Origin of the sequence: Exiguobacterium sp. Helios, assembly GCF_014524545.1 — a bacterium.
Classification (GTDB): Bacteria; Bacillota; Bacilli; order Exiguobacteriales; family Exiguobacteriaceae; genus Exiguobacterium_A.
Genome location: NZ_CP053557.1, coordinates 517,236 through 535,164 on the forward strand (window position 1 = coordinate 517,236; position 17,929 = coordinate 535,164).

Here is a 17,929-nt window from a genome sequence, read left to right on the forward strand (position 1 = left end):
ATTTTTTCAATAACAATTCGTAAAGAATCAAATTTCATACATGTGTGAAGTGATGGAGAATGTCCCGAATCATTGACATTCCAACTGGGTTTGATAAGATAAATATAGGGTATTTGCGCAATCGGTTGCGCTTAATTAGAATGAACCGATGATTACTATAAAATATCAAGAATTAGTATAAAAAAACGGACAACAAAGACTGAAATACGAGAGGATTTATCCATAATGACACAAATGATACCGCGCCCTGAAACGGCACAAAAAACACTTACACGAGCTTGGTGGAAAGAAGCCGTTGCTTACCAAATCTATCCACGCAGCTTTTATGATGCAAACAATGATGGAATCGGCGATATCCCGGGTATCATCGCAAAATTGGATTATCTGAAAGATCTCGGAGTCGATGTACTATGGATTTGCCCCATGTTCAAATCACCGAATGATGACAACGGATATGACATCAGTGATTATGAAGACATCATGGACGAATTCGGAACGATGGCCGATTTTGATTTATTAATGGAAGAAGCACATAAACGTGACATTAAAGTATTACTCGATTTAGTCGTCAACCACACGTCGGATGAACACCCGTGGTTCCTCGAATCCCGTTCGTCAAAAGATAATGACAAACGCGACTGGTACATCTGGAAGGATGCCGTCAACGGCGGTGAACCGAATAACTGGGAAAGTATCTTCGGCGGTTCCGCTTGGGAATACGATGAAAAGACCGAGCAGTATTTCCTGCACGTCTTCTCACGTCGTCAACCTGACTTGAACTGGCGGAATAAAGACATGCGCCAAGCGGTCTACACGATGATCAACTGGTGGCTCGACAAAGGGGTCGATGGTTTCCGGATTGATGCCATCAGCCACATTAATAAAGATCAGTCGTACGCAGATCTTCCGAATCCACTCGGCATGCCGCACGTGCCATCGTTTGAGATGCACATGAATGTCGAAGGAATTCACGAATATCTCGAAGAATTGAAAAACGAGACGTTCTCAAAATACGACATCATGACAGTCGGTGAAGCAAACGGTGTAACGCCGGAAGAAGCAGATCTTTGGGTCGGAGAAGAAAACGGCAAGATGAACATGGTCTTCCAGTTTGAACACATGGACCTGTGGCGGGCAGATGCCGAAAAAGGCGTCGACGTTGTTAAACTGAAACAAGTTTTGACGAAATGGCAAAAAGGACTTGAAGAAACAGGCTGGAATGCACTGTATCTTGAAAACCACGATAAGGTCCGCTCCGTCTCCCTTTGGGGTGATGAAGGACAATACTGGAAACAAAGCGCGAAGTCACTTGCGATGATGTATTTCTTCATGCAAGGAACACCGTTCATCTATCAAGGACAAGAAATCGGGATGACGAACGTCCAGTTCCCGGATATCTCCGACTACGATGATGTCGCGACGAAAAACATGTACAACATGCAACTGGCATCAGGGAAAACACACGAAGAGATCATGGAAGTCATCTGGAACTCGTCGCGTGATAACTCCCGGACACCAATGCAGTGGACAAATGAACAAAACGGCGGTTTCTCAGAACAATCCCCATGGTTCGGTGTCAATCCGAACTTTGCCGACATCAACGTGGCGGCGCAGCAAGCCGATGAGGATTCGATCCTGAACTTCTATAAACGGATGATTCAAATCCGGAAGATGGAAGAGACGTTGATTTACGGAGAATACGATCTCATTCTTCCGGAAGATACAAAAGTCTATGGTTACACGCGGACGCTCGGAAACGAACAGTTCCTGATTGTGACGAACCTGAAAGACGAAGTGGCGGAAGTCGACACCGACATCATCCTCCATTCGGATAACATCATGCTTGCGAACTATGAGACAACGTATCATGAAGGAACCGAACTCACGCTTCAACCTTTCGAAGCACGCCTGTACCGCGTACGTTAAAACAAGGCTGGATTTGGCAGATGCCAAATCCAGCCTTTGCTGTCGTGAAAAAAGAAATCAAGAAGATGCAGGACAGAAGAAAATCGTGTACGCTAGACGATGAGGTGATAGAAGTGAAACCAGTACGTTACCCGGTCCGCCTGCGCCAAGTGACATCGATTCAGGATGACGCGGTGCGGGAGTCCGTTGAACTAGAAGCAGAGGGAACCTTGTTTGAAACAAAAGACGGGTTTGCTCTGAAGTTCATGCAAGAAGATGAACAACCGATCGATACGACCATCAAGTGGTCGCACGATCAGGTCGCCTTGAACCGGAAAGGTCCGGTCTCGATGCATCATGTCTTCATTTTAGGTCAGAAGACAAAAAGTGGTTATGAGAGCCAGTTTGGCCAAATGGTGATGGAGACGGAAACAGCTACCATCGAAATGACAGAACAACGGATGCAATTCCAGTACGAGCTGATGATGAACCATCAGCCGGTCGGCCTGTATACGATTGAATTAACTTGGGAACGGAGTGAAACACATGGCATTTGAACAAACAGTAAAAGAGATGGAACAGATGCTCGAAGAAGATTGGTTCGAGTGGTTAGAGAATGACGAACCGAAGTACAACGAGTGGCGCGATCAGCTCGAGGCGCTCGCAGAACAGGTCATGACGGAATACAATTCGAAGGTCGATTCCGATGCGATTGATTCGTTATTATTGATCAACGAAGATTTACCGGTCTTGTACGGAGAAGATACGGTCATGCTCTACACGGCGTTGCTTCATGCACGCAAGGAAGATGATTCGGTCTACGAACGGTACCTGACGATTTTAGGGGCGTTTTCAGAAGAAAACCATCCGGCCCTCCGCGAAGTCGAACAGGCTGTCGCGAAAAAAGATTACAAAACGGCGTATGCACGTGCCGTTAAATTACCGCAATCGCTTGGATTAGAATAAGTACGTGCCAAAGCAGTTCCATTCAAAGGATATTTGAACGGGCTGCTTTTTTTTATGTTCATGACACAGGGGGAATCAGCATGAGAACGTTATACCGGATTGTCGCTGCGATTGTCAGGCAGGAGCAGCAGTTGCTGTTGGTCAAAAATCAGGAGGATGGAGCGGAAGCGGTTTGGAGTCTGCCGGGCGGTGTGATTGAAGACGGTGAAACTTTAAAAGAAGCATTGCAACGGGAGATGAAAGAAGAGGCCGGGCTGTCCGTCGAAACGTTCGAACTGGCTTACGTCACAGAAAACTTCATCGAACAGTTTGACGCCCATAGTCTTGTCACGTATTTTGAATGTTCGGTGACAGGAGAGCTGTCACTGAACGATCCTGACCGAGAAGTCGTTGCCTGTCAGTGGGTACCGATCGAACAGCTTGGGGACTATCTCCTGAATCGTGATGTGCTTGAACCGTTGCAGGATTATTTGAATGAGACATCCAAATCTTATTATCTGTACGAAAATATGGTCTGGTAATTTCACAGAATAAAGTCTAAAGCTTTTAAAAAGCGGACAAGGGATAAAGAGAAATTGTTTTAGAGATGGAGGAAAACATATGAAAGTTGTCCAAGTCAACGGATACGGCGGTGTCGAGCAACTCGAAGTCATCGAACGTCCAGTCCCGACACCGCGCGCTGGGGAAGTCCTGGTCGAAGTGAAAGCATGCGGCATCAACAACACAGAAATTTGGATGCGAGAAGGCGCCTACGGAACGGATGACAAATCGGGTTGGAAACCGGAGGGCGTTCAGTTTCCCCGTGTCCCTGGTTCCGATATCAGCGGCCGGATCATTGAAGTCGGGAGCGGTGTTGATCCCTCCCGGGTTGGTCAAGATGTCGTCCTGTTTCCGTTTACTTCAAGTGGCGCCGATGGAACGGAACATATCAGTGAAGATATGGCGTTCATCGGATCGGAATATGACGGGGGATACGCCGAGTATGTCGTCTGGCCGGCAACGCTCTGTTACGACATGCCGCTTGACGATTACGTCAAAAGTGCTGTTTTTTCCGTCAGTGGCTTGACGGCATGGCATATGAACGAACAACTCCAGTTACAGCCGGGACAAACCGTCCTCGTAACCGGAGCGAGCGGCGGTGTCGGCTCGTTGAACGTTCAAATCGCCTCGCGGGTGTTTGGAGCAACTGTGATTGCCGTCGTCGGCGACATGAAGATCGAACAGGAATTGAAGCGTCTTGGGGCGAAATACGTCGTGTCTTACCGTTCCGATCAATTGACAGAAGACATCCTAGCTGTTAACAGCGGACCAGTTGACGCCGTACTCGATGTCGTCGGGGATGCGTTATTCAAAACGGTTATGACTGTTATAAAAAATGGTGGTAAATTCTGTATTTCCGGTTCTGCCGGCGGACAACAGACGGACCTCGATTTTCGAATGCTGTACCTGAAGCACTTAACATTTTACGGCTCAGTGCTTGGAACGCGTGACGAGTTCGGACGGATGCTTGAAGCGATTGCTGACGGTAAACTCGAACCGGTCATTGATCGGACGTTTCCGCTTGAGAAAGCGGCGGCAGCCCAGTCGTATTTTAAAGAGACAGGCAAACTCGGGAAAATCGTGTTGATACTGAAGGCGGATTGAAGCCTATAGTTTTCTTTCTGGAGGAGTCTTGGGAAGCGAATAAATTCTCGATAATTCAAAGAGGACACCGGAATTGAAATCCGGTGTCCTCTTTGAATATGAAGAGTGACGCATCCGTCATCCTTATTTTTTAGAGATAGTTACAGGAAAGAGTATTACACTGCTGATTGTGAAGTCGGAGTTTCAGATAACAACTTTGCATGAATTCCACGTTGTTTTAATGCTTGTTGGAATGAATGGTCAATCGGACGATAGCCTTTTTCGATTAAATCATTGATGTAAATTTTATTGTATAAGAAAGAAAAGACGATATTGACAATCCATCCCCCGAAACCGGCAGTCAAAAGTGTAGTGACGATACCGACAATCAATTGAATCAATCCCCATTTAATATCGCCTCGGAAAAATGCTGGAAAGAATCCAAAAAAGAATGTTGTCCATGAGAATCCTGCTTTTACTTCTTTAATTAAGCCGCTTGAATGTTGTAAAATTCCGTTCAAAGCCAATTACCTCCTACAAAATATACATATATTAGAACTTTTTAATTTTAACCTACTTATTTTTCAATTTAAACGGTTTTTTTGTAAGGTATAGTCAATGATTAAGATAGAAGAAAAAACAGTAAAATAATGAATGAATAGTCATTCATTATATGCTATACTCATATCAAATAATGGCTTTAGGGGGAAAGGGGCTTGTTTTATGGGGACATTTTTACTGATTAACTGGATCGCCTTCCTGCTTGTCGCAGGGTACGCGGGCTATTTATTCGTGACGCTCGTCAAGAGTCGGTACGAGGCGATTCGCCGGGGGAAAAAAGCGGAATGGACGCTGACGAACAAAGAACGTCTGAACGCTGTTCTCGTCAATGTCTTTGGGCAAAAGAAACTGCTGAAGGACAAGAAAAGCGGGACGATTCATGTCATGATGTTTTACGGATTTTTACTCGTTCAATTTGGAGCGATTGATTTCATCTGGAAGGGGCTCGCAGTCGGACAACGCTTCCCGCACATCCCGCTCGGTCCACTGTATCCGATTTTTACATTTTTCCAGGAAATCGTTATGCTCGTCATTCTGGTGGCGGTCGTTTGGGGATTCTACCGCCGCTATGTTGAAAAATTGGTCCGTCTGAAACGGAACTTCATGGCCGGTCTTGCCTTGATTTTCATCGGCGGTCTGATGGTCGCTGTTCTGTTCGGAAACGGATTTTTCTTAGTTTATGAAAATCATTCCACGTTCGGTGAACCGGTCGCGTCGGCGATTGCCTTCCTATTCAGCTGGGTGCCGCAACAAGTCGCCTTTGGATTGTTTGTCTTCTTCTGGTGGGCGCACTTGCTGTTCTTACTCAGCTTCATGGTCTATATCCCGCAAGGCAAACACGCCCACCTGATTGCCGGAACAGCCAATGTCTGGCTTGGCCGGACATCAAAAGTCGGACGGATCACGCCCATCGATCTGTCAGTCATGGAAGAAGCAGAAGATGACGAGGCGGAGTTCAGTTTCGGGGTTAACCGGATCGAAGATTTTAATCAAAAACAACTCGTCGATTTATATGCCTGTGTCGAATGCGGCCGCTGTACGAATATGTGCCCGGCCAGCGGAACAGGAAAAATGCTGTCACCGATGGACCTGATCGTTAAACTTCGTGATCACCTCAACATGAAAACGGCAGCGATCACGCAAAAGTCACCGTGGGCACCGGCTTTCGCCTTTGGAGGATCACAAGGCAATCAAATTGCGTCACTTGCCGCAGCCGGACAGATGGATGTCGTCCCGGATTCTTTAATCGGCAACGTTATCACGGAAGAAGAAATTTGGGCGTGTACGACATGCCGGAACTGTGAAGATCAATGTCCGGTCATGAATGAACACGTCGATAAAATCATCGATCTCCGTCGTCACCTCGTGATGATGGAAGGGAAAATGGATCCTGAGATGCAACGGACGATGGCGAATATCGAACGCCAGGGGAATCCATGGGGCATGAACCGGAAGGAACGCGAAAACTGGCGCAAGACGCGCGAAGAGCTGGTCGTGCCGACAGCAAAAGAAAAGAAAAAAGCCGGCGAAACGTTCGAATACCTCTTCTGGGTCGGCGCGATGGGCTCGTACGACAGCCGCAGTCAGAAAATCGCGATGGCGTTTGCACGGATCCTGAATGAAGCGGACATCTCGTTTGCGATTCTCGGAAACGATGAGAAAAACTCAGGCGATACACCACGCCGGATCGGAAACGAAGTTCTGTTCCAGGAACTGGCGGAAGCAAACATCAAATCGTTTGAGAAATATGACGTCAAAAAAATCGTCACGATTGATCCGCATGCGTACAATACATTCAAAAACGAGTATCCTGACTTTGGTCTCAGCCCGGATGTTGAAGTCTATCACCATACCGAGCTGCTCGCGCGGTTGATTGACGACAAAAGGATTACACCAACCCATGAGGTCAGTGAACGGGTCGTCTATCATGATTCGTGTTACCTCGGTCGTTACAATGATATTTATGACGCACCACGCTACATCCTGGAGAAAATTCCGGGCATCACACTGGTCGAAACGGAACGCAACCGCGAAAAAGGTATGTGTTGCGGAGCCGGCGGCGGTATGATGTGGCAGGAAGAAAAAGTCGGCGCCCGGGTGAACGTCGCCCGGACGGAACAGTTGTTGACGGTCCAACCGTCCGTCATCGGATCTGCTTGTCCGTACTGCCTGACGATGCTCAGCGACGGAACGAAGGCGAAAGAAGTCGACGAGCAGGTTGCGACGTATGATGTCGTCGAACTGCTCGAACGGTCAATCGTCGGAACACCGATGAAGGAAGCGGTAACAAACTAAGTTCAAAAAATAGCTTGAGCAAACGGAACGTCTCCTCTGAGAAAGAGGAGGCGTTTTTTAAAGGCGCCTAATAAGCATAACGTTGTTGTGTACGGTTTAACCGTGGTATGATAAAAGCATTATTTAATGAGAGGGAGGTGAGGATCTTTGGGAAGGCGTTGCTTAAAATCGGTCAGGTCGCGGAGGCCACCGGCTTATCAAAACGGACCATCGACTACTATACATCGCTCGGTTTATTAACAACAGAGCGGACACCGGCTGGTTATCGTTTGTATACGGAAGATGTCGTCCAGCATATTCAAAAGATTGAGTATTTAAAGACACAACGGCTGTCCCTGCAAGAGATTCTTGCTTTCTTCACCGAGCGTGAAGTCAAAACGGGTGATGCCATTTATCAGGAAGTACAGCAGCTTCAAGAAAGCGTCAATGGGCTCGAACAGCGTTTATTGCAATCGACCGACTATGAGAAACAGGAGATTCGTCTCGAACTGTCTCAACGTCTGACGTTGATTGCTTCCCTGATTGCGCAGCTGTAACAATAAAATGGAGGTGACCCCTGTTTAGGGGATTTTGGATACTATATTATTTATCAATTTATTTTTAGTGGTGTTATTGATCATGTTGACCGCGTTTTTCGTCGGATCAGAGTTTGCGGTCGTTAAGGTACGGATGTCCCGTCTGGATCAAATGATTCAGGAAGGAAACAAAAGTGCCATCCTGGCGAAAAAGATTGCCGGAGACCTCGATTATTACTTGTCTGCTTGTCAGCTGGGAATCACGGTGACAGCACTTGGTCTTGGGGCACTCGGTGAACCGACCGTCGAAAAAATCCTGCACCCGGTGTTTGATGAATTCGGTGTCTCGGCTGCGGTCTCGACCTTATTGTCGTTCGGGATTGCCTTTGTTTCCGTGACGTTCCTACACGTCGTCATCGGAGAACTGGCACCGAAGACACTTGCGATTCAATACGCGGAAAAGATGACGTTGTTGTTTGCCCGTCCACTGTACATTTTCGGGAAAATCATGTATCCGTTCATTTGGTTACTCAATGGTTCGGCCCGCTTTTTCCTTGGATTATTCGGTGTCAAACCGGCTGGTCATGAACAAGCCCACTCAGAAGATGAATTGAAAATCATCATGGCACAAAGTTTTCAAAGCGGAGAAATCAATCAGACGGAACTCGCACTGATGCAGAACGTGTTTGCGTTTGACGAGCATGTCGTCAAAGATTTGATGGTGCCGCGGATGCGAATGGCGACGATCTCAGAACGGTTGTCAAAAGACGAGCTGATGGAAATCTTCATGGATAATCCATTTACCCGTTATCCGGTGACGGAAGAAAATGATAAAGACCGGATTCTTGGTTATGTCAACGTCAAGGAGATGTTGACGGACTTCGCCAACGGAAACAATCATCCGGTTACACATTACGTGAAGGATTTACCGGTCGTCTCGGAAGTCACGTCGCTGCAGGACACGTTGCGAAAGATGAAGAAAACACGCTCGCATATCGTATTGGTCGTCGACGAATACGGCGGAACGGCCGGAATCGTCGCGATGGAAGACTTACTCGAAGAAATCGTCGGTGAAATTCGCGACGAGTTTGATACGGATGAAGTCGAAGAAATCCAGGAGTTGCCGAACAATGAATACCTCGTTGCCGGTACCGTGTTGCTTGAAGATCTCGAAGACCGATTCGGTTTGACGTTTACGAACGATGAAGACGTCGATACGATCGGTGGTTGGATTCAGATGCACAACATCGATCTGCAACCGGGAGAACACATTGATACGGAATCCTTCTCAGTCGAAGTGATGGAGATGGAGAACTATCAAATCAACCAGATCAAATTGTGGTTACACCCGCTCGAACGAGCAGAATAATCCGAAGTGTCTTTCGTCTCGTACGAAAGACGCTTTTTTTTTCGGTAAGACGTCAGTCGGAAAATGAAGTTTAAAACGAATGTGCAAAGAATGAACACGTTGGTAGGGAAACGGGGGCGGGAGCGGGAAAGAGTAAGGAGAGGAAAGATTATTTTTTCTGAGAAGGGAGACGTCCAGTGCTCGAGCAAATCCCGTTTTTACTCAGCCGCTTAGGCATGTTAGCCTTATTGGCTTTTTTATTGTCACAATGGCGCATATCACGCCATTTGTTTCAAACGTCGTCGCGCCGCAGTCATCGTTTTATTTTACTGAGTGTGTTTGTCGTATCGGGTATTTTGATGAACTATGCCGGAATTGGTCTTTCGGCTGATAAGACGATTGATCCGTTACTCGGGTTAGCCGTTTCACCGGAGCAATGGATTGTCGACACCCGATTGACGATCATCGTCACCAGCGGTCTGCTGGGGGGACCGCTCGTCGGTGGTGTGACCGGTTTGCTGGTCGGATTTCACCGCTATTATCTTGGTGCATCCGGTGCGGAATCAGCCTGGATCATTGCGGTCGGAACCGGATTGTTGAGTGGGATGTACAGCCGCCAGTGGAGCAGGAAAGACGGCTATTCCCTGCTCCAACCGATTGGCATCGTCTTAAGTGCCGTCATCCTCGATATTGGAGTCGCATTGATTTTGGCACCGGACCAGGCGCGTGTGTTGGAGTTGACACGTCAAGCTGTCTTCCCGATGTTATTTACGAATGCAGTCGGAATCAGTGTCTTCATCGCCATCTTACGGACGCAATTAAGGCTCGAGAACGAATTGTTCGTTCGCGAATCCGCACGTTCCTATCGTTTACTGGATGCGATTCGTCCGCTACGTAAAAATGGCATGACGGTTGATGTCGCCCGGCAAATCGGATCGACCATCCTGGAAGAAACGAAAATCAACCGGGTCGTTTTACTTGGACCGGATGGGATTTTAGCCGATGTCCGGACGGGACACGATACAGCCGATTTATTCCAGCATCAGACGATTTTGGACTGGGTGGAGACAGCTGTCGTTTACCGGTCGGAAGATGAGTTGACGCGTCAAATCGTCTCGTTTCATCCACTACTCATCGAGGGCAAGAAAGCGGGCATCGTCTGTTGGTTTCCGGCTCATCTGTTCGATGATACGATGGAGTGGACGATGGAACAGTTGGTGGATCTCCTGGCACGCGAACTCGTCGTTCACCAAGAAGAGCAACTGAATCAATTTCCAAACACCAGCATCAAACCGATTCTGAGTCCGAACTATCTCCTCGGCATCGTCGATGAAATCCATCAGACAGCTGATCCGGATACCCCGGTCAAACACCAACTCGAAGCGTTGCGACAGCTTCTTACGACCGCACGACGACTTGATCTGTATCCTTTGCGTGAAGAATTACTGACCTTAAAATCGTATCTGTCGCTGGAAGGAATCCGCCGACACCATCCATTGACACCGGCTGCGGTCACGATTGATTTGGATATCGAAACGGCCGTTGAAGAGCATTTTGTTTTTCCGTTGCTCGTGACACAGCTTGTCGATAATGCGTTACGGCATGCGTTTCCCGAAAGCGGTCCGTATCACCGGATTGATGTTCGGGCATTTCAGGAAGAAACACACTGGATGCTTGAAGTATCGGACAATGGGGTCGGTGTACCGGCTGAATTCCTGAAACGCTGGAAGCAGGATAAAAAAACGGAAACGAGTAATTTATTTTTATTACGACGTGCTCTTCACCGGAGATACGGGGAACAGGCGAGTTGTACGATTCATTCACGCCCCGGTGGAACACACCTGAAACTGATGTTGCCTCTTACGACCGACCAAGTGTAATGATCGTTCGATTCTGATTGCCGGAATCGGACGATTGTTTTTTTTTAGCCAATCCTGGGTAAAAATGAAAGCAAGAGTAGATCGATACAGGAGGATAAGCGCATGATTACAACAAAAGAAGTCGGGTTTTCCGGCGAGCAGCCGATCATCGCTTTTACATTGATGAATCGTAACGGACACAGTGTGGAATTACTCAATTTGGGCGGGAAAATCACGGCAATCCGTGTTCCGGATCAACACGGGACCATCGAGAACGTCGTCCTGGCCTTTGATGATATGGAAGAATATTTAGAGGATCCCCACCACTTGGGGGCAACAATCGGCCGGGTCGGCGGCCGGATTGCCAACGGTGCGTTTGCATTAGAAGGGATGAACTACATCCTGGAACAAAATGAAGGAGAACATCACCTTCACGGAGGAAGCGTCAACTGGTCGAACCGTTTTTTTGATTATGAAATCGACGGTGAACAGTTACATCTGCTCCTGACGAGCCCGGACGGAGAAAACGGTTATCCGGGTCAACTCGATGTCCGGTTGACGATTGACTGGACGGACGACGACGCTTTGATTCTGACGTACCACGCGACGACGACGGCCTCGACACCGTTCAGTCCGACGAACCACACGTATTTTAATTTGACGGGAAATGCGAAAACGACGATTGAGCAGCACCGTCTCCGGATGGATGCCCCGTTTTACGTCCCGTTAAATGCAGAGTCCGTTCCGACAGGCGAGATTTTATCCGTCAACGAGACGGTCTTTGATTTCCGGACAGCCCGCTCGTTGTATGAAGTGACACATGCGAGTGACGAAGCGTTGCGTCAGGCAGGCAGTGGTGTCGACCACCCGTTTTTATTAAAAGAAGGCGGTGAAATCGTCTTGGAGGAACCGGTCAGTGGTCGGATGTTACAGGTGAAAACCGATCAGCCGGGTGTCGTCGTCTATACCGGAAACCATTTGGCCGGTGAGTTTACGATTGCCGGGCGACGGGCGACACCGTATCTCGGAATTTGTCTCGAAACACAAGGATTGCCGGACGCCATCAATCAGCCCGATTTTCCGTCTGTTGTTTTACGTGCCGGCGAGGTCTATGAAAAACGGACGACGTTCCAATTTAGTCGAGTGCAGTAACGTTTTTTTGCTGACATCCGAAGCGAATGTGGTAGGATAAAGCGAGAAGAATCTAACGGAGGCATAGGAAAATGACTAAAATAGCATGGGTGACCGATAGTATGGCCTATTTCAAAAAAGAAGAGGCGGAAGCAATCGGTGTGAATGTCGTACCAATTCAAATCTTGCTTGGTGACACAGCCTACAATGAAGATACGATTACGGTCGAACGGTTGTTTCGGGCACTGGAAGCAGATAAAAAGCTGGTCGCCAAAACGTCACAACCGATTTTCGGGGAATTCGTCGGGACGTATGAACGCTTAAAAGAAGAAGGATACGACTGTGCGATTGCGGTCCACTGTACGAACGGTCTGTCGAGTACGGTCCAAAGTTCCGCATCGGCAGCGGAAGCAGCAAGCTTCCCGGTCCACATCATCGATTCGCATACGGCGTTTGAAAATCAGCAGGAGTTCATCCGTTACGGGATGGCACTGGAAGCGGAAGGTAAGTCGGTCGAAGAGATTACGGCGGCTTTACAAGCGTTAGCGAAAAAAACGCACTTTTATATGATTGTCGGGAACATGGAGACGATGCGCCGGGGCGGACGTGTCTCGTCCGGTGATTTGTTCCTCGCAAACCTGCTCAGCATTAAACCGATCATCACGACGGATGAATCGGGAAAAATCGTTCCGTTTAAAAAAGCCCGTTCCCTGAAAAAAGCCTACATCGAAATCATCAAACAGGTCGAAGAAGCGATGCGTCAGCATACGTTTTATAAAAACCGGATTTATGTCGCGACGACGATGGCACCTGAGATGGCAGCCGATTTACGGACACAGGTCGCAACAAAATTCCCGGAACTAACGGTGCTCGACGGCACGTTTGGTCCGGCCATCGGAACACACGCCGGTGCAGAAACCGTTGGCTTGTTCTGGCTGAATGACTAAAAAATAAAAACGAACAAGAACCAGGAATTGTTCCCGTGTGTCGGGGCAAGTCCTGGTTCTTTTTAGATATTTAATGAAACAATGATTCCTAAAAATGCGGCACTGATGCCAAGGAGATAACTGAGTCCGAGGTAAAGGGTCAGCGTTTTTCTGTTTTGATTCTGAACGAGTTGCAGTGTCTCGAGCTTAAACGTCGAAAACGTCGTAAAGGAACCGAGAAAACCCGTGCCGAGCAATAACGTCCATGTCGAATCCAAATGCGAACCGATGACGAGACCGAGTAAAAAAGAACCGAGGATGTTGATGACGAATGTCGCGAGTGGAAAATCCTTTTTCCAAAATGTTTTCATCCACTGGCTGACGGCAAACCGGCTGATGGCACCAAAAAAAGCACCGGTCGCAAGAGCAACAAGATTCATGAAGCGTCCTCCTTCTGAAACAGACGTAACCGTCTTGTCCCGAGTGTGTAGCCGAGATAAGACATCAATAATCCGCCGAACAAACTGATGCTGATATAGAGAAGGGCGTAACCGTAAAAACCGCTCCGTAACAGTTCAACGGATTCGACACTGAACGTTGAAAATGTCGTAAAGGAACCGACAAAACCGGTTCCGAGCGCCGTCATCGCGTATTGATGAAGCAACGTCGTCTTAAATAGAAAGTGCGTCGCGTACCCCAAGACGAAACAGCCGATCAGATTAATGCTTAATGTTGCCCACGGAAACGTTCCGACGGCAAAATGAGTGATAAAAAGGCTGAGACCATAACGGGCGGAAGCACCGAGGATACCAGCCAGTCCGACTAATACATATAACATCTGAAGCCGCCTTTCTGTCCATTTTGTATTTACCATACGCTTTTCTGAAATCAAGCGTCAAGTTGTGAAAATGAGCGGGAATACTTCACGTCTTCTTCAAACTGGACGATAAGAAAGGGTACGAATCCAACAGAAGGAGTTTTGCAGATGGTCTCACCCCTTGAAAGACTGAGTACGAAAATTCTCTCTCGTCTCATTGCCTCATTAATTACAATCGCGCATCCTTTGATTTTCATTTTTGTTCAACTGGACTATGTGCCCATGAGTGTATTTTATCAATTTTTGGTCGGAGGTCTGTTACTGACGGTCGCCTTGCTGGGGGGAAATCGTTTTTTTGGCGATCAGCTCAGCGGAAAATATATTCAAATCATATTGACCTATCTGGTACTGGCACTTGTCCTTGTGACCTTGCCAACTCAAAGTATCTGGACGATTGCTTATCTGTATTTAACGATTTCAGTCATCTACCTCATTCCCCATTTAGTCGTAGTGGCAGGTTTGCTCGGATTACTGGAATTGGTACTCTTTACGGTTTTTGGAACGATTCAGTTTTCAAATCTGTTTGATATGATTGTCGCATTCGTCATCTATCTGATGGTTTTTTCAGCAGCCACGTTTGTTGCTGTCTTCGGACGAAATGTCATGCGGGAAGTCAAAAGGCAACAAGAGAAGGCGGAGCATTACGCAGCAAGCTCACAGCTGACGCTTGAGCAATCAGCCGCTACAGCAACCGATGTCACGACGTTCACGGCAGGAATGAGTGAAACCGTCGATACGGCGAAAGTGTCATTTGAAAAAATTGATCAGGCGATGCAGATGTTAGCCGATAACTCGTCGAAAAATGCCCAATCCGTCCGGCAGATTAAACGGATGAACACGGATAACGTTGCGTTGATGACGGATGTCGCGACAGCCGTCGACCGGGCACTTGCCCTCAGTTCTTCGTCGAAGGTGACGGCTGAACAAAGCCGCGAGACCATCAGCGAAGCCGGTGAATCATTACAAGAACTGACCGCGAGCATGGACGAATCCGTCACTGCGTTTGGACAGCTTGCTGGACGTTTTAAAGAAATTGTTACGATTACTTCCAGCATCAATGCGATCGCGACGCAAACGAACTTATTGAGCTTAAACGCATCGATTGAGGCGGCACGCGCCGGAGAGTTCGGAAAAGGATTTACCGTCGTCGCCCAGGAAATCCGTAATTTGTCGGCACAGACGGCGGCCGCCTCGACCGAAATCAATCAAATCATCGAACGGGTCGATCATGATGTCATGCAGACCGGTAATTCGATTGATGCCAGTACCAGCTTGCTGCGGCAGCAGGAGGCCCGGATGCAAAGAAGTCAAGACGCCTTGCAGACGATTGCGACGGATTCCAATGATTCCGTTCAGGCAATCAGTGGAGCGCAGCAACAATTCGTGACGATCACGAACAGTCTGACGAACATTGCGCAGGCAACGGAACAACTGGATGCTTTCATGGATCTGTTGCTGACGAGCAGTGATCAATTGTCCGGTCTGACACGGTCACAAGTCGAACAAATCGTTGATTTACAGCAGGCAATCCATACGTTAAATACCACGGCATTAACACTGCAACAGACAGCGCATACCTGACAGGCGTGTACCGATTCGAAAGAGCCGGTACACTTTTTTCGTTTGTCGCAAGTCTTGAAGGGGAACAACTAAAAGGTAAAACAATCAGAGGAGGAAATGACATGAAAGCAGCTTACATTGAACAGTATGGTGGATCGGAACAATTTAAAGTAGGGGAACTCGAACGTCCGATCGTCGGAGCAGACGATGTCTTGATTGCGGTTCATGCGGCGAGTGTTAATCCCGTTGATTGGAAACTGCGTGAAGGATACTTAAAGGAAATGCTCAGCTATGATATGCCGCTGATTATCGGTTGGGATGTCTCCGGTGTGATCGAAGAAGTGGGGGCGAACGTGACGGATTTAAAAGTCGGCGATGAAGTGTTCAGTCGTCCGGATATTGCCCGTCAAGGGACGTATGCGGAGTATGTCGCGGTGGATGCCCATCTTGTCGTCAAGAAACCGGAGGCCCTGACGTTCGAAGAGGCAGCATCATTGCCGCTCGTCGCCCACACGGCCTGGCAGGTCATGTTTGAAGTGATGGATGCGAAAGCGGGAAATAAAATCTTTATCGGTGCCGGTTCAGGCGGTGTCGGAACGGTTGCGATCCAGCTTGCGAAAGCACATGGTCTTCACGTCATCACATCGACGAGCACGAAAAACGTCGACTGGGTCAAAGCGCTTGGAGCAGACGAAGTCATCGATTACAAACAGCAGGATCCGGCAGAAACTGTCCGCGATTTGGACTTTGTGTTTGATACAATGGGCGGCGACGACCAGGCGAAGCTGTACCAGATGCTCAAACCGAACGGAATGCTCGTTTCCATTTCGACACCACCGGATGAAGAACAGGCAAAACAGGCGGATGCCCGTGTTGCTTACGTCTTCATGCAACCGACAGGCGAGCGGCTTCAACATATCGCGCAAGCCGTAGAATGGGGAGAATTAAAACCGGTCGTCGATCGGATTTTCGATTTGGATCAAATCAAAGAAGCGCATGATTATGGAGAAGAAGGTCATGCGAAAGGGAAAATTGTCATTAAAGTGAAGTAAGCACATGAAAAGCCGGTTTCCTTGCTCAAGGAACCGGCTTTTTCTATGGCGTCTAACAAACTTGTTTTGATTCGAGCAACCGGTCGAGCAACTGTAATGTGTCCGGTTGATCGATCAGCATCTGTTGCAAGTGTGGCAATTCAGCCTGTAATAATTCCCGGTAAAGACGAGCGGCTTCGTGATGGGTGGCCGGAACGAGGACATCATAAATCGCTTCAAGGCGCAGGCGTGGAGCGTCCGGTAAATAATCAGCAACCGTTTTTAAACCGAGTTGTGCCCGGTCGGGAACATACCGATGTAATAGGACTTTGGCAAATTTGATCAGTGCGCTCCGCAACATCTCGACTGCCCATAAGGCATTCCCGCGTCCGGCTGCTTTTTGATACTGGAACAGGAACCAGACGGCATCAATCGCTTCATCCGCAGCTTCCTGTGTCCCGAGTGCCAAAGAGGAGGTCTCGACGTACGCATCGAGTTGTCTTTTCGGATCATACAAGACACGAATCGTATCGGAATGGTTTAACGATTCGCGGGTCACCGTAAACAGATCGACATGCAAAAGATCGTCATATACGACAATCAGTTGCGGGGCGACAATAAAGAGGTCGTCTTTCCAGATGATTGGGCGATAGACGGACAGGTGGGTCAGTCGACGGGTTAAAAATTTCGCCATCCGTTCTTCGGACACAAGACAATAGAGGTCGATATCCGAATAGACATCTTCTTCACCACGTCCAAATGAACCTTTCAAAAAAATGGCTTCGACAGCAGGATCTTGTTTAAAACGTGTTACTAGCTGTTCAATCGCATGAAGTTGATGCATGGGTTTCGCTCCCTTACGTAGTCTATTCAGTCAGTATACGTGAAATAAGGGAGATTATTCCATAAAAAAGAGCGATTCATTTAAAATGAATCGCTGGTACTAGAAATAGTGACATCTTGAAGCATGTCTTTCTGAGCCAAATGCTCGACATGTTTTTCGCCCCAGGCATTGATGGCATTTAAAACAGGAATCAGTGTTTTTCCGTAATCCGTCAGTGAATATTCGACGCGGGGCGGGACGACCTGATAGATTTCCCGGTGGACGATATCGTTCAACTCCAGTTCCCGGAGCTGAGCGGTTAACATTTTTTGCGTGATATTCGTGAGATTTCGTTTCAATTCACTGAACCGGAGCGTGTCGTGGGTGATCAGTTCGAGCAAAATCGACGGCTTCCATTTCCCGGTCAGGATTTCGAGTGCCGTCTCGACGCGGCAGCTTGGTGTCTCTTCCATGGCTGTTCCTCCTTCATGGTATCGTTTAGGATACTA

Annotated in this window: 18 protein-coding genes; 13 read left to right on the forward strand and 5 right to left on the reverse strand. The window is 48.0% G+C overall.

Translation table 11 applies throughout. The features are described 5' to 3' along the window. The first annotated feature begins 225 nt into the window (after positions 1-225). The 5 genes from HNY42_RS02800 (at position 226) to HNY42_RS02820 (ending at position 4,515) form a co-directional block, all read left to right on the forward strand. A complete protein-coding gene (locus HNY42_RS02800; RefSeq protein ID WP_012369176.1) occupies positions 226-1,926 on the forward strand; it encodes a glycoside hydrolase family 13 protein in 1,701 nt (566 codons plus the stop codon). A gap of 113 nt (positions 1,927-2,039) precedes the next feature. Continuing rightward, the gene (locus HNY42_RS02805) at positions 2,040-2,462 is read left to right on the forward strand and encodes a YwiB family protein (RefSeq protein ID WP_255508413.1); all 423 of its coding nucleotides are present in this window, start codon (positions 2,040-2,042) and stop codon (positions 2,460-2,462) included. Next, a complete protein-coding gene (locus HNY42_RS02810; protein WP_014969289.1) occupies positions 2,452-2,871 on the forward strand; it encodes a hypothetical protein in 420 nt (139 codons plus the stop codon). The genes HNY42_RS02805 and HNY42_RS02810 overlap by 11 nt, the downstream gene beginning before the upstream one ends. A gap of 80 nt (positions 2,872-2,951) precedes the next feature. Further along, positions 2,952-3,392: an NUDIX domain-containing protein gene (locus HNY42_RS02815; protein ID WP_188005026.1), complete on the forward strand. Its 441-nt coding sequence runs from the start codon at positions 2,952-2,954 to the stop codon at positions 3,390-3,392. A 79-nt stretch (positions 3,393-3,471) separates the two neighbouring features. Beyond that, the gene (locus HNY42_RS02820; protein WP_188005027.1) at positions 3,472-4,515 is read left to right on the forward strand and encodes a zinc-binding dehydrogenase; all 1,044 of its coding nucleotides are present in this window, start codon (positions 3,472-3,474) and stop codon (positions 4,513-4,515) included. Between the two features lie 155 nt (positions 4,516-4,670). Here the strand turns inward: HNY42_RS02820 and HNY42_RS02825 are convergent, their stop codons facing one another. Beyond that, positions 4,671-5,015: a hypothetical protein gene (locus HNY42_RS02825; protein WP_012369181.1), complete on the reverse strand. Its 345-nt coding sequence runs from the start codon at positions 5,013-5,015 to the stop codon at positions 4,671-4,673. Positions 5,016-5,217: 202 nt separating this feature from the next. Here HNY42_RS02825 and HNY42_RS02830 point away from each other — a divergent pair, with 202 nt between their 5' ends. The 6 genes from HNY42_RS02830 to HNY42_RS02855 all read left to right on the forward strand — a co-directional run bounded on the left by HNY42_RS02830 (position 5,218) and on the right by HNY42_RS02855 (position 13,150). After that, positions 5,218-7,350: a (Fe-S)-binding protein gene (locus tag HNY42_RS02830; RefSeq protein WP_188005028.1), complete on the forward strand. Its 2,133-nt coding sequence runs from the start codon at positions 5,218-5,220 to the stop codon at positions 7,348-7,350. Between the two features lie 137 nt (positions 7,351-7,487). After that, a complete protein-coding gene (locus tag HNY42_RS02835) occupies positions 7,488-7,886 on the forward strand; it encodes a MerR family transcriptional regulator (RefSeq protein WP_012369183.1) in 399 nt (132 codons plus the stop codon). 34 nt (positions 7,887-7,920) lie between these two features. Beyond that, a complete protein-coding gene (locus tag HNY42_RS02840) occupies positions 7,921-9,234 on the forward strand; it encodes a hemolysin family protein (RefSeq protein WP_188005029.1) in 1,314 nt (437 codons plus the stop codon). Positions 9,235-9,410: 176 nt separating this feature from the next. Continuing rightward, positions 9,411-11,093: a LytS/YhcK type 5TM receptor domain-containing protein gene (locus tag HNY42_RS02845; RefSeq protein WP_188005030.1), complete on the forward strand. Its 1,683-nt coding sequence runs from the start codon at positions 9,411-9,413 to the stop codon at positions 11,091-11,093. A 102-nt stretch (positions 11,094-11,195) separates the two neighbouring features. Beyond that, positions 11,196-12,224 carry an aldose epimerase family protein gene (locus HNY42_RS02850; protein ID WP_131503291.1) on the forward strand — a complete coding sequence of 343 codons (1,029 nt, stop codon included), beginning with the start codon at positions 11,196-11,198 and terminating at the stop codon, positions 12,222-12,224. A 71-nt stretch (positions 12,225-12,295) separates the two neighbouring features. After that, positions 12,296-13,150, forward strand: coding sequence for a DegV family protein (locus HNY42_RS02855; RefSeq protein WP_131503292.1), 855 nt, complete (start codon positions 12,296-12,298; stop codon positions 13,148-13,150). 62 nt (positions 13,151-13,212) lie between these two features. Here the strand turns inward: HNY42_RS02855 and crcB (HNY42_RS02860) are convergent, their stop codons facing one another. Both crcB (HNY42_RS02860) and crcB (HNY42_RS02865) read right to left on the reverse strand, forming a co-directional pair. Further along, the gene (gene crcB / locus HNY42_RS02860; protein ID WP_131503293.1) at positions 13,213-13,569 is read right to left on the reverse strand and encodes a fluoride efflux transporter CrcB; all 357 of its coding nucleotides are present in this window, start codon (positions 13,567-13,569) and stop codon (positions 13,213-13,215) included. Continuing rightward, a complete protein-coding gene (crcB, locus tag HNY42_RS02865; RefSeq protein ID WP_131973387.1) occupies positions 13,566-13,967 on the reverse strand; it encodes a fluoride efflux transporter CrcB in 402 nt (133 codons plus the stop codon). The genes crcB (HNY42_RS02860) and crcB (HNY42_RS02865) overlap by 4 nt, the downstream gene beginning before the upstream one ends. A gap of 261 nt (positions 13,968-14,228) precedes the next feature. Between crcB (HNY42_RS02865) and HNY42_RS02870 the strand changes: the two genes are divergently transcribed. Next, positions 14,229-15,587, forward strand: coding sequence for a methyl-accepting chemotaxis protein (locus tag HNY42_RS02870; RefSeq protein WP_255508414.1), 1,359 nt, complete (start codon positions 14,229-14,231; stop codon positions 15,585-15,587). 101 nt (positions 15,588-15,688) lie between these two features. Further along, positions 15,689-16,618, forward strand: coding sequence for an NADP-dependent oxidoreductase (locus HNY42_RS02875; protein ID WP_188005032.1), 930 nt, complete (start codon positions 15,689-15,691; stop codon positions 16,616-16,618). A 52-nt stretch (positions 16,619-16,670) separates the two neighbouring features. Here the strand turns inward: HNY42_RS02875 and HNY42_RS02880 are convergent, their stop codons facing one another. Together HNY42_RS02880 and HNY42_RS02885 are read right to left on the reverse strand one after the other, a co-directional pair. Continuing rightward, positions 16,671-17,441, reverse strand: coding sequence for a nucleotidyltransferase domain-containing protein (locus tag HNY42_RS02880; RefSeq protein WP_131503297.1), 771 nt, complete (start codon positions 17,439-17,441; stop codon positions 16,671-16,673). A gap of 80 nt (positions 17,442-17,521) precedes the next feature. Next, complete coding sequence (locus HNY42_RS02885; protein ID WP_188005033.1) at positions 17,522-17,893, reverse strand: winged helix-turn-helix transcriptional regulator; 372 nt, start codon at positions 17,891-17,893, stop codon at positions 17,522-17,524. Positions 17,894-17,929 lie beyond the last annotated feature (36 nt).